We start from the raw sequence: 11,996 nt of genomic DNA, 5'->3' as shown, positions 1-11,996 counted from the left end.
AGCTGGGGCGGTCTTACAGCCGCAGCATCTCGCGGTGCATCTCCGCGCGCTCCAGATAGCTGAAGCGCGACGGGTAACGACGCCGGAGGCCGGAGGCGCGTACTGGTGCCTTCCGGTGCAACAGTGCATGAATTGTGGTCATCGGGGGTCCCTCTCTTGCCGGGATTCACTTTGCAACGCTCTTTTCGAAGCGCAGATTCCGGACGACCGATGCGACTGTGAGCGACAGCTCCATACAGAATCTGAATGGTTGCTGTGAAGTTGCCAAAACTGCGCGTCCGTTGCGCGGGGGAGTTGACTGATCCGGCAATTCGGCGAGCCGGACAGTGCAATACTCGGTCACCTGGTGCGCCCGACAGGCGCACCGCGGAGTTTCGCCGACGTGTCAAGATGCGTCAGGCGAGCGGAAAACACATCGGCTGGGCGGAAGGTGATCACTGTGGCGCAAGGCGAACAGCTGACTACAGGAGTTGGATCGCCACACCTGTCCCGATCGCTCGGTATGTGGGCGATCGTCGGCCTGGGCCTCGGCTACATGACCCCGATGACGGTGTTCGACACGTTCGGCCTCGTCTCGGAGGCGACCAACTCGGTGGTCCCGCTCGCCTACCTGGTGGCGCTGGTCGCCATGGTGTTCACGGCCATCAGCTACGGCCGGATGACCCGGGTCTACCCGTCGGCCGGCTCGGCGTTCACCTACACCTCCGAAGTCATCCACCCGAACGCCGGATTCCTGGTCGGCTGGTCGTCGCTGCTCGACTATCTGCTGCTGCCCATGGTCAACGCGGTCATCGGCCGCATCTACTTCGAATCGTTCTTCCCGGACGCGCCGTCGTGGGTGTTCGTCGTGGTCTACGTCGGCGTGATCACCGCGTTCAACCTGTGGAGCATCAAGGGGACCTCGCGCGTCAACGGCATCCTCGTGGTGTTCCAAACCGTGCTGATCGGCGTGTTCATCGTGTTGGCCTGGTTGTCGCTACGTCACGGCATGGGCGCGGGCACGGCGCTGACCCTCGACCCGCTCTACCACGCGGGTGTCGACATGTCGGCTGTCATCACCGGCGCCACAGTGGTGTGCTTCTCGTTCATCGGATTCGACGCGATCACGATGTACAGCGAAGAGGCCAAAACCCCGAACACGGTGCCGAAGGCGATCGTCTTGGCCCTGTTGATCGGTGGTGCCATCTTCTTCGTGGCGGCCTGGTTCAGCCAGGCGGTCTTCCCGAACCTGGACGGCTTCGAGGTCACCGACGACACGCTGCCCGAGATGGCGCTGAAGGTGGGCGGCCAGTTCTTCAAGATCCTCTTCACGTCGGCCGCGCTGGCCGCCATGGTCGCATCGAGCCTGTCGTCGCACGCGAGCGTGTCGCGCATGGTCTACGTCATGGCGCGCAACGGCAAGGGCCGGATCGCGAAGTACCTGGCCTACATCCACCCGACCTTCCTCACCCCGGCCCACGCCGTCGTCATCGTCGGCGTCGTGTCGCTGCTGGCCATCAAGTTCACCCTCGAATTCGCCTCGGCGATGATCAATTTCGGTGCCCTCATCGCCTTCACGTTCGTCAACCTCACGGTGCTGGTCTACTTCGCGATCCGGCTCAAGCAGCGACGCACACCGAAAGAGATCCTCATCAACATCGTGCTGCCGGTGATCGGCATGTGCATGACCTTGGTGCTGTGGTCGAAGCTGCACGTCCAGGCGCTCGAATACGGCGCCATCTGGTTCACCATCGGTGTCATCCTGCTCGTGTACCTGACCCGTGGCTTCCGGCAACCGATGACGATGAAGATCGAAGAAGAGACGCTTGCCGAGGAGGGCACCCCGGTGCCGCACGTCAAGCACGGCGACGAGTGACGGGGCGCCGCGCTCAAATCCCTTGGTCTACCGCCGAATCGATCCGCGAGGCGACTTCACCGCACACCGCGACGAACTCCGCCATGGTGTCGACGGCCCCCAGAGGCTGCAGTACGGGCGTGCTGACCCCGGCGTCGAGGTACGGCTTGAGGCCCGTGGCGATATCCGTTGCCGTGCCGCCGACCCCGAACCCGTCGTCGGATGCCAGCCCCAAGGTGGCGGCCTTGTGAGCCAGCTGGTCAGCGGCAGCTTCACCCGGTGCGCACGCGATGAACTCCACGGTGTCGAACGGGTCGCTGCGGCCCGCGCGACCCGCGGCCACATGCGCGAGGGCGTCGCTCACCGATGTGCGGGTGTAGCTGCTGTCCAGGATTACGCCGTCGGCGATCTCGCCGGCCAGCCGCAGCGTCTTCACGCCCGTCCCGCCGATCAGCACCGGAAGTTGTTGTGGCGGTGCGTAATCCAGAGCAACTTCGGACAGCTGGACGTAACGCCCGGCCACAGTGACGGTTTCGCCGGCGAACAAGGCCCGCAACGCCATCACGTATTCGCGTAGCAGGGTCATCGGAGAGGCGACCGCAGCACCGGCCTGCCGCATCCAGTCCTGGACGCCGTGCCCGACGCCGATCCGGATGCGGCCCGGGAACATTGCTTCGAGGGTCGCGAACTCCATCGCCGTACTCACCACGTTGCGCAGCGGAGCGGGGATCAACCCCACGCCGACCACGAGGCGTTCCGACGCGGCCAGCGCGACGGCGGCCTGAGCGACGCCGCCCTGCTGGAAACAGTCCTCCCACAGCCACAATTCGTCGGTACCGGCCGCATCGGCCGCGGCGGCGACCGCACGCAGGCTCGCGGGCGGGAAATCGGGTCGGAATACGGCACCAGTGCGGATACTCATGGTCCCAACCCTACGGATAGCGTGACTGACATGAGCCGCAGACGGGTCGTCATCGCCGGGCTCGGCGACACCGGTGTTCTCACGGCGATCCGGCTCGCGCGTCAGGCCGACGTGGTCGGGATATCGGTCAAACCGGGGTTGGTCAGTGGTCAGGAACTCGGAGTGCGGCTGGCCCGGCCCGACGATTGGGCTCGCGACTACTGGATCGGCTTCGACCGGTTCCGCGGCCTGGACCGGGTGCGCACCGTGCACGGCACCCTGACCGGAATGGACCTCGCCGGCCGAACCGTCGAGGTGGCCCGGGCCGACGGCGCGCTGAGCACCGAACCCTACGACACGCTGGTCATCGCGACCGGTGTCAGCAACGGTTTCTGGCGTCGACCGACACTGCAGTCGACCGCTGAGGTCGGTGCCGAGTTGCGGGCCGTACACGAGCGGCTGGCCGGCTCTGGCTCGGTCGCCGTGGTCGGTGGCGGTGCCGCCGCGGTGAGCGCCGCGGCCAATGTCGCCCGCGCGTGGCCCGGCAAGCGTGTCGCGCTGTACTTCCCCGGCGAGCGCGCATTGCCAGGACACCACCGGCGGACCTGGGCGCGGGTGCAGCGTCGTCTCGCCGATGCCGGGGTAGCGCTGCACCCGGGCCACCGCGCCGTCGTGCCGCCGACATGCGACGAGATCACCACCGGCCCAGTCGCTTTCACCACCGGCCAGTCCGCCGTGTCCGCCGATGCAGTGCTCTGGGCCATCGGGGCGGTGCGGCCGAACACCGATTGGCTGCCCGCCGATTTGCTCGACGCGCACGGCTTCGTCCGCGTCACGCCGGATCTGCGGGTACCCGGGCATCGCGGGGTGTTCGCGATCGGCGACGTCGCCGCCACCGACCCGCTGCGATCATCGGCACGCAACCGCGCCGACGGCTTGTTGGCCCGAAATGTCCTCGCCGAGTTCGCCTCTCGCCCGTTGCGGGAGTACCGGCCGCCGACGGCGCGGTGGGGTTCGGTGCTCGGCGCTCAGCCCGAAGGGCTCGAGGTGTTCGCCCCGACCGGTGCCGCGTTCCGGTTCCCGGCTTGGTCGGTGCGGCATATCGTGCAGCCGTGGATCGTGCGACGCGGTATCTATCGCGGCGTGCGGGACTGATTCGAGGTCGAGATCCTCAGCCGAACACCGCCGGATCGGCCAACGGAATGACGATCTGCGACGGTGACTCGCCGCCTTGGCGGACCTGGTAGACCCCGCCGGTCAGAGCGCGGCGAGCCGGTCTGGTCGGCACCAGATGCGGAAAGTCGTAGGTGGTCAGGGTCAGCCGCAACCGATGACCGGGTTCGATCAGCGCAGCCGTCGGGAACACCTCGATGTCGTAGCGCGTCAATTGACCCGGCACCACCGGGAGGACGGCGGCCCGGGTGCTGAGGTGATGCGGCCGCAGCACCCTGCCGTCGGGCAGATACCACGTCTTGTCGGGATCGAGCGTGCGGTGCGAACCGAGCAGGGCGCCCTCGGTCAGTGGACGGCTGGCGCCGTCGGGGGACACGTCGTCCAGATACGCCACCCATAGCGTCTCCGACGTGCTGGCCCGCGCATGCACCGTCAGCCCTACCGGGCCCGCCACCAACTGCGGCGTCTCGAACGCGGCCGTCGTGTAGGTCAGTGCCTCCCGATGAGGTTTGCTGCTGTCCAGGTCGTACCGGATGCGCCCGCCGGTCTGCGACACCATGAAGCTGCCCATCCCGAGGCTCCACTGCTCCAGGCTGCGTCCCGAGATCGGCCCGCGTGCGGTGTACCGGAGCGTCGCCTCGGTCACGTCCGGGTCGGCGTCCGCCCGCAGCACGCCACCGTCGGCGAGGAAGAACGGCGTGGGGGTGGCTTCCGGGAACGGGTATTCGCTGGTGTGAAACCACTGGCGGCTGCCGATCGCCTGGAACCGCAGCGGTGCGCCGGCGACCGCCGCGTCCTCGGAGTCCTTGAGCCACCGGTCGAACCAGCGCAGCTGCAAGGCATGCAGATGCAAGCCGTCCAGGTCGGATACGTGGTACCAGGGACCCATCATGAGCTGGATGCGCTCGGAGGTCCGCTGTCCCGGCTCCATGGGCGCGTCGGCGGGCCGGCCCGCAAAGGTGTTCTGCAGCGCGGCGTAATTGAGCGGGGCGCCGCGCTGGAACGCGTCGTGCCATCCGCCGATCAGGAACACGGCCACGTCGTTCTCGACGATCTTCGGCAACACGCCACTGGCTCGCATGTTGTCCCAGAACGGGCCGTCGAACGCGGTGTCCCCGCCGGAAGCTGCGTCGGCGGTCATCGTCTTGAAGTACTGCCGCTGGTCGCGTCCGCGTTGGCGCACGCCGGCCAGCCCGCCGGCCCGCGGCCGCTCGTGCGGCCCGCGGTTGGCGAACTCGAGCGTCGAATTGACCACATTGAGCAGTGAATACACCGCGCCGTAGGCCCGCACCGTGCGCATGTGCGGCACACCGCCCATGGTGACCACGTCGCGATAGAAGTCGTTGGCGGCCATCACCGGGAAGATCGCCTTGAGCGGTGAGTCCCGGCCGACTGCTGCGGCAGTCAGCAGCTGGTTGATGGCCAGATAGGAGATGCCGAACATGCCGACGCGACCGTTGGAATTCGGCAGTTGCGCGGCCCAGTTGACCAAATCCACGCCGTCGGTGACCTGCTCGGCACCCAGCATCTCGAATGATCCGCCCGACACCCCGGTGCCGCGGACATCGGCCATCACCTCGATGTAGCCGCGCCGGATCAGATACGGGGTTGCGCCGCCGCCGATCTGCGCGGCCGGCGGCGGCGCCTTCTTGCCGTAGGGCGTGATGGACAGCAGAACGGGGAACGGGCCGGGCGCAGGCTCGCCGGTTTCCGGGATGGTCGGGTAGTGGACATCGACCCGCAGCACGGTGCCGTCGCGCACGGTGACCGCGACGTTGTGATGTACACCGATGCCGTAGCTCGCAGGTTTCGGCGTCCACGGTGGCTCGAGCGGCGATGGGCTGGTTTTGCGCGTGCGCGCTGCCGCCCAGCTGGCCATGGCCTTCTCCCGCACGGCCTGCAACCGGTTCGCCATTCGCGTCTCCCTTGACGTCGTGCCGACTAGATAGACGGTATGACAGCAAACTCGGGCTCGGCGCATCACCCCACGGTCTGGCGGACCGCCGATCGCACCAACGCACGCAGCCACTGGTGCCGCCGGTCGTCGTCGAAGGCCGGATGCCAGACCATGCGGTACGGCATCGTCGCGATCTCTTTCGGTGCATCCAGCACCACGAGCGCATCCGGCGTTGCGAACACGCCGGTGAGCTGTCTCGGCAGCGTGGCGACCAGATCGGTGCCGGGCAGGAACTGCGGGGCCGCGGCGTGGTAGGCAACCGTGACCGCAGCATTGCGGACCACACCCAGTTTCGCCAGCGGAAGGTCGACGTCGGGTTGTCCGCCGTCGTGCACGTCCACGATGACGTGGCGGGCATCCCGATAGTCGCGCAGTGTGATCCCGCCTGCATCGGCCAGCGGGTGGTCGGCAGCAACCACGCACACGAACCTCTCGACGAACACCTGCTCGCAGCGCATCTCGTCGGTCGTCTGGCCGCCGTAGAGGCCAAGATCGATCGTGGAGTTGCGGATCTGATCGGCCACCCCTTCGCGCCGCCAGCTGTGGAAGTGCACCGGGGCTTGTGGCGCCTGGCGCATCACCTCCCGGCAGATCGCAGAACCGAACGCTTGCACGGCATAGTCGGTGCCGGCGACGTTCACCGGTCGCGACGAGCTGGCGGGATCGAATTGCTCTGGAGCGAATAGGTTTTCGAGCGCAGGGAGCACCATGTCGAGTTGGGCCCGGATGGTCTCGGCGCGTGGGGTCAGTCGGTAGCCTGCGGCGTCGCGGATCAGCAGCGGATCGTCGAGCAGGCGCCGCAGCCGGTGCAGGGCGCGGCTCATGGCGGGCTGGCTCAAGCCGATACGCGTGGCCGCTCGGGACACCTGACGTTCCTCCAGCAGCGCTACCAGCGGGGGAATGAGGTTGAGATCCGCCCGCTCGATATGCGTCGTGTGCATATTGATCATCTTAAAGATGCATGTGACTTATCGCTGGTGTGCTGGAACGCTGGCAGTCGAGACAGGAAGGCAGGCACATGCAGATTTCCGGCAACACCATCTTCATCCCCGGCTCGACGAGCGGCATCGGCCTCGCGTTGGCATTGGCTTTGCAGGCCAAGGGAAACACCGTCATCGTCGGTGGCAGGCGCACCGAGCTGCTCGACGAGATCGCCACCGAGCACCCTGAACTCGACACCGTGCAGATCGACACGACCGATCCCGAGAGCATTCGCGCCGCTGCCGCCACCGTGATGGGCAAGCATCCGGAACTCAACGTCGTCATCGCCATGGCCGGCGTCATGGCCGTCGAGGACTGGCACGCGCCCGAATCGTTCCTGGCTTCAGCCGAACGGGTGATCACCACGAATGTGCTTGGGCCCATTCGGCTTATCGCCGCGTTCATCGAGCATCTGCAAGCGCAGCGGGACGCGACGATCGTGACGGTGTCCTCGGGCCTCGCGTTCGCTCCGCTGCGCGCCACGCCGAGCTACAACGCCTCCAAGGCGGCCGTGCACATCCTCACCGAATCGGTGCGGCTGCAATTGGCCGACACCAGCGTCAAACTCGTCGAACTCGTGCCGCCCTCGGTGGCCACCGACCTGCTTCCGGGCCAGCGTGAGAGCAGCTTCGCGATGCCGCTCGACGAATTCGTCAGCGAGGTCATCGGCCTACTGGAAAGCCAGCCCGATGCCAAGGAGATCCAGGTCGAGCGGGTGAAGTTCCTCCGGTACGGCGAGGCTCGCGGTGACTACGACCAGGTGGTGGCGACGCTCAACAGCGCTGACCCGCACGGACATTGAGCAGCGCGTCACGGTTTCTGCCGGAGGTCGGCCAATGAGTTGCGCAGGCCTCCGTCGAGCCGGATCTGTACCGCGGCCACGGCGATCATGATGGCCGCGGTGATCATGTGCACGACCGCGTCGGTGGTGTTGTTCGGGAAGCTGAACACGAAGGCCACCTGATTGGAGAAGAACGCCCAGATGCCCGGCAGCGCACCGGCGACCGCCGCGAGCAACAGGTACAGCACCGACCACGACTTCCGCAGGCAGAACACCAGGCCGGGGCCGAACAGGGCAAGCCCGGCGACGGCATGCCAGCCGTTGTAGTCCATCCCCATGATCTGCACGGTGGGGGCGCCGGGGCCGGTGGCGAAACTGGGCTCGGCGATGAATCCGACGACCGCCTGGACCACGTGGAACGTGGCGATCACCAATAGTCCCCACTGGGCAAAGCTCCATTGCTTCACTCTTCGGACGCTACGTCTACTACAGCGTGTAGTCAACGGTTACCAGGTGTCGACGAATCTCGTGGTGGCGGCGGGACGCGGGTGCTGGGCGGCCGCCGCCAACGTGGCCGCGATCAGCGTGCGGGTTTCCGCCGGGTCGATGACGTCGTCGATCTCGAACATCGACGCCGAGTTGAGCGCCCGCGCGTTTCGTTCGGCAGCCGCGGTCGCCGCCTGCACGGCCCGCTCCCGCTCATCGTCGTCGACGATGGCTTCCAGTTCCTTGCGCAGGCCGAGTCGGACGGCGCCCTCCAGCCCCATCGGGCCCAGATGCGCGCCCGGCCACGCCACGGTCAGCAGGGGCTCATGCAGGCTGCCGCCGCACATCGCTTGTGCGCCAAGGCCGTAACCCCGGCGCAGGATCACGGCCACCAGCGGCACCGTGAGTGCTGCCCCGGCCACCAACAACCGCGACCCGCGCCGCACCAGGGCTTCGGCCTCGGCGGCTGGGCCGACCATGTATCCCGGACAGTCCACGAGCGACACCACGGGCACGCCGAATGCGTTGCACAACTGCAGGAATCGCGCGGCCTTGTCCGATGCGGCGGCTGTGAGCGCACCCGCCTTCACCATGGTGTTGTTCGCGATGACGCCCACCGGTCTGCCGTCGATGCGGGCAAATGCCGTCACCATCTCCGGCGCGAACTTCTCCCTCAGGAAGGTGACTGAGCCACAATCGGCGAGTGTCTCGATGATCGGTCTGATCGGATAGGCCCGCCTGGCCCGCTCGGGAACCATTGTGCGCAAGCTGTTCTGGTCCGCTTCGGCGCCCGATGGGCCCGCGCCGGCGAAGTAGCCGAGCAGCGTGCGGGTGACGGTGACGGCGTGCGCCTCGTCGGGCACCACGACGTCGACGACGCCGTTGGGTGCCTGCACCGAGATCGGCCCCACTTCGTCGGGCGCGACGTCGCCGAGGCCACCGCCGGCAATCATCGCAGGGCCACCCATCCCGATCGAACTGTTCGCGGTGGCGACGATCAGATCGGCGGCCCCGGCGATCACCGCGTTGCCCGCGAAGCATCGGCCATTGACCACCGCGATCCGCGGCACCACACCGGACAGCGCGGCCCACAGCGCGAAGGCCCTGACCTCCAAGGACGACACCGTCGGATAGTCGGTGTCCCCCGGCCGGCCGCCGCCACCCTCGGCGAAGAACACCGTCGGCAGCTGCATCCGCTCGATGAGCTCGAAGAGCCGGTCCTTCTTGCGGTGTCCGAGGGCGCCCTGGGTTCCGGCGAGCACGGTGTAGTCGTAGGACAGCACCGCGCACGCAGCACCGTCGATACGCGCGGTACCGGCCACCAGACCGTCGGCCGGGGTGCGGGCGATCAGGTCGTCGAGATCGCGACGCTGACGCTGTGCGGCGATCGCGAAGCGGCCGTACTCGACGAACGACCCGGGGTCGACGAGGTCGTCGATGTTCTCCCGCGCCGTGCGCGCACCGCCGTCATGACGACGCGCCACGGCGTCGGGGCGCGCGGCGTCCTGGGTCAGAGCCCGGCGTCGCAGCACCTCGGCCAGGTCGTCGCGCAGCGGTTCGTCGGACATATCTCGTCTCCCCTGGAATATGGGCATCCGGTCACAGGTTGCCCATCGTTGTGACCGATTCTGCGTTCGATCCGCGTGATCTGTTGGCCGAGGCCCGGCTGGGTGTACTCGCCACCATTAAAGCCAACGGCATGCCGCAGCTGTCTCCGGTGACGCCGTATTACGACCGGGACGCGGACGTGATCTACGTGTCGATCAGGGCAGGGCTGGCCAAGACGGCCAACCTGCGTCGCGATCCCCGCGCCGCCATCGAGGTCACCCGCGACGACCGGTGGGCCTGGGCAACCGCCGAAGGCTCGGTGACCCTGACCGGCCCCGGTTCGGATCCGCACGGCCCCGAGGTGCAGGCGCTCGTCGACTACTACCGCGCGGCGGCCGGTGAACACCCGGATTGGGACGAATACCGTGCCGCCATGGTGTCGGATCAGCGCATTCTGATGGCGCTGTCCGTGGAGAAGGTGTACGGCCAGCGGCTGCGCTGACTCAGCGGATCTCGGCGGCGATGCGGTTGAGCACCGCCGGGTAGCGGTTGGCCTCGCGATGGCCGCCGGGCTTGCCGCTGCTGACGATCGCCGCGGACAGCGCACGTGCCGGGTCCGCCCACACCGCGATGTCGACCAGGCCGGTGTGGCCGAACGCCGACTCGGTGTCCTTCCCGAACGGCCCGAACCGCTTGCCGCCGAGCATGTAGCCGGTGCCCCAGCGCATCGGTTTGAGGCCGGTCGCCACGTCGGGTCGCATCCGCCGGGCCGGTTTGATTGCGGCACGCAGCGTTTCGGGCCGCATGATCCGTACCCCGTCCAGTTCGCCTCCGCGGCGCAAGATTTCGGCGAAGCGTGAGAGCTCGTCGGCGTTGGAGACAGTGCTGGACGACGGGACCACGCTGGTGAGAAACAGCGGCGTGTTGCTCAACGGAATGATCCGGTCCAGGGTCCCGCCGACAGCGGCCCGGAAAGCCGCGGCGATCGGAGGCGGGAGCGGCTTGCCGGTGGCATGGCTCGGCGCAACCAGCGAAACCTCGTCGGCTGCAACACCGTAATTGGTCCAGCGGAACCCGAGGGGTTCGAGGATGTCCTCGGCGAGAATGTCTCGGATGTTGCGGCCGGTGGCGGCCTGGACGATTTCGCGGACCAGCGGACCCCAGGTCAGTCCGTGATAGATGTGCACCAGGCCGGGCCGGTACACCGGTTTGAGGTTGCCGAGTTGCTCACGGGTGTACTCACTGTCGTTGACCCTCGTGACGTCCGGTCGCGGACCGGTGTGGATCGGCACGCCCGCACTATGGGTGATGACGTGCCGGATGGTGGTCCGGTCCTTGCCGTGGCTGGTGTAGCTCGGTAGATAGTCGCAGACCCGGTCGTCGAGCGAGAAGTATCCGCGTTCGACGAGCATGTGCACGACGGTCGTGCTGATGGCCTTGGCCGCCGAATACACGCAGAACGGCGTGTCAGTGCGGACAGGGATCTTCTCGGCATCGGGTAGGTCGTCGGGGCCGTTGCCCCAGCCGTGTCCGATCGCGCGGTTCAGGATGACTTTCCCGTTGCGCCGCAGGCACACCTGGATCGCGGGGTGCATGCCGGCGCGATACCAGTGCTGCACCGACTGCCAGATCCGCTCGACAACCTGCGGGTCGATCTCCGAGTGATCCTCGTCCGCGACGTCGGTGACAGCGTCGAGGTCCGTGGGCACTGCGATTCTGCCGTCTGGATTCATGCGCGATCCGCCTTCGTTACTCCCTGGACGCTCACTGGACCTTCTTCAACGTCGCCGACAGATGGTGCTGCAGCGGTTGGCCCACCGCACCCATACGCAGGGTGTAGGCGAGCTCGTCACCAGCTATCTTGATTGAACGTGACAGTGCCGTAACGCTTTTGGCGCTCGTGCTGAGACCGATGTTGGTCGCGGTCAACTCCATCTCGATGGTGTCACCGACGACTGCCAGCGAGCCTTCCTGGATTTCGGTGATGCCCGTGGGATGGGCGAGGATCCATTCCACCCGACCCGGTGCCGGCACCCGGAGGTAGCCGGTTTCGGCGTGCAGTGGACGACCGTCGGCACGCGACTTCGTGCGTTGGCCGTAGGCGAGGAAGGGCTTACCGACGTGGCCGAAGGTGATCTCTTCGGCGTAGTCGAACGACTCGATGGTCGGGTACTCGCCGGCACCTGGCCCCGACCAGATGCCCAGCAGCGGAGCCAAGACCGCGATGTCGGGATGAAGATCAACCACGGTCGCCAGCGTACGGATAACGTGCGTGGTCGGACTATCGGGCGGCGGAGACAAGCCCCTCCGGCCCTGGCGACCGACGGTCATCGAT

At 67.1% G+C, this 11,996-nt stretch carries 12 protein-coding genes; 4 read left to right on the top strand and 8 right to left on the bottom strand.

The annotated features are described in order from the left end of the window. Nucleotides 1–13 precede the first annotated feature (13 nt). The gene (locus tag RMCB_RS36815; protein WP_264028876.1) at nucleotides 14–142 is read right to left on the bottom strand and encodes a hypothetical protein; all 129 of its coding nucleotides are present in this window, start codon (nucleotides 140–142) and stop codon (nucleotides 14–16) included. Between the two features lie 297 nt (nucleotides 143–439). Here RMCB_RS36815 and RMCB_RS10635 point away from each other — a divergent pair, with 297 nt between their 5' ends. Continuing rightward, nucleotides 440–1,855: an APC family permease gene (locus tag RMCB_RS10635; protein WP_201028267.1), complete on the top strand. Its 1,416-nt coding sequence runs from the start codon at nucleotides 440–442 to the stop codon at nucleotides 1,853–1,855. 13 nt (nucleotides 1,856–1,868) lie between these two features. Here the strand turns inward: RMCB_RS10635 and RMCB_RS10630 are convergent, their stop codons facing one another. Then, nucleotides 1,869–2,756 carry an LLM class flavin-dependent oxidoreductase gene (locus tag RMCB_RS10630; RefSeq protein ID WP_062828753.1) on the bottom strand — a complete coding sequence of 296 codons (888 nt, stop codon included), beginning with the start codon at nucleotides 2,754–2,756 and terminating at the stop codon, nucleotides 1,869–1,871. Between the two features lie 30 nt (nucleotides 2,757–2,786). Here RMCB_RS10630 and RMCB_RS10625 point away from each other — a divergent pair, with 30 nt between their 5' ends. Then, complete coding sequence (locus RMCB_RS10625; RefSeq protein ID WP_062828752.1) at nucleotides 2,787–3,890, top strand: FAD-dependent oxidoreductase; 1,104 nt, start codon at nucleotides 2,787–2,789, stop codon at nucleotides 3,888–3,890. Between the two features lie 16 nt (nucleotides 3,891–3,906). Here the strand turns inward: RMCB_RS10625 and RMCB_RS10620 are convergent, their stop codons facing one another. Continuing rightward, on the bottom strand, nucleotides 3,907–5,700 hold the full coding sequence (locus RMCB_RS10620; RefSeq protein WP_062828919.1) for a CocE/NonD family hydrolase: 1,794 nt from the start codon (nucleotides 5,698–5,700) through the stop codon (nucleotides 3,907–3,909). 188 nt (nucleotides 5,701–5,888) lie between these two features. Then, nucleotides 5,889–6,806 (bottom strand): LysR substrate-binding domain-containing protein, encoded by a 918-nt coding sequence (locus tag RMCB_RS10615; RefSeq protein WP_063979602.1) that lies wholly within the window; start codon nucleotides 6,804–6,806, stop codon nucleotides 5,889–5,891. 77 nt (nucleotides 6,807–6,883) lie between these two features. Here RMCB_RS10615 and RMCB_RS10610 point away from each other — a divergent pair, with 77 nt between their 5' ends. Continuing rightward, nucleotides 6,884–7,648 (top strand): SDR family oxidoreductase, encoded by a 765-nt coding sequence (locus tag RMCB_RS10610; RefSeq protein ID WP_062828918.1) that lies wholly within the window; start codon nucleotides 6,884–6,886, stop codon nucleotides 7,646–7,648. A gap of 8 nt (nucleotides 7,649–7,656) precedes the next feature. Here RMCB_RS10610 and RMCB_RS10605 read toward each other — a convergent pair whose 3' ends face one another. Next, nucleotides 7,657–8,094, bottom strand: a complete 438-nt coding sequence (locus RMCB_RS10605; RefSeq protein WP_062828750.1) for a DUF4383 domain-containing protein — start codon at nucleotides 8,092–8,094, stop codon at nucleotides 7,657–7,659. Between the two features lie 39 nt (nucleotides 8,095–8,133). Continuing rightward, nucleotides 8,134–9,681, bottom strand: coding sequence for an acyl-CoA carboxylase subunit beta (locus tag RMCB_RS10600; RefSeq protein ID WP_062828749.1), 1,548 nt, complete (start codon nucleotides 9,679–9,681; stop codon nucleotides 8,134–8,136). 50 nt (nucleotides 9,682–9,731) lie between these two features. Between RMCB_RS10600 and RMCB_RS10595 the strand changes: the two genes are divergently transcribed. Continuing rightward, nucleotides 9,732–10,163 carry a PPOX class F420-dependent oxidoreductase gene (locus tag RMCB_RS10595; RefSeq protein ID WP_109784234.1) on the top strand — a complete coding sequence of 144 codons (432 nt, stop codon included), beginning with the start codon at nucleotides 9,732–9,734 and terminating at the stop codon, nucleotides 10,161–10,163. A gap of 1 nt (nucleotide 10,164) precedes the next feature. On the opposite strand, the gene lipE is transcribed toward RMCB_RS10595, so the two are convergent. Both lipE and RMCB_RS10585 read right to left on the bottom strand, forming a co-directional pair. Continuing rightward, a complete protein-coding gene (lipE, locus tag RMCB_RS10590) occupies nucleotides 10,165–11,394 on the bottom strand; it encodes a lipase LipE (protein WP_062828747.1) in 1,230 nt (409 codons plus the stop codon). Nucleotides 11,395–11,425: 31 nt separating this feature from the next. Beyond that, nucleotides 11,426–11,908, bottom strand: a complete 483-nt coding sequence (locus RMCB_RS10585) for a peroxynitrite isomerase (protein ID WP_062828746.1) — start codon at nucleotides 11,906–11,908, stop codon at nucleotides 11,426–11,428. Between the last annotated feature and the right edge of the window lie 88 nt (nucleotides 11,909–11,996).

This window comes from Mycolicibacterium brisbanense (genome assembly GCF_001570425.1).
GTDB lineage: Bacteria > Actinomycetota > Actinomycetes > Mycobacteriales > Mycobacteriaceae > Mycobacterium > Mycobacterium brisbanense.
The sequence above is the reverse complement of the archived record's forward strand: the minus strand, read 5'-3'. Positions and strand labels throughout refer to the sequence as shown.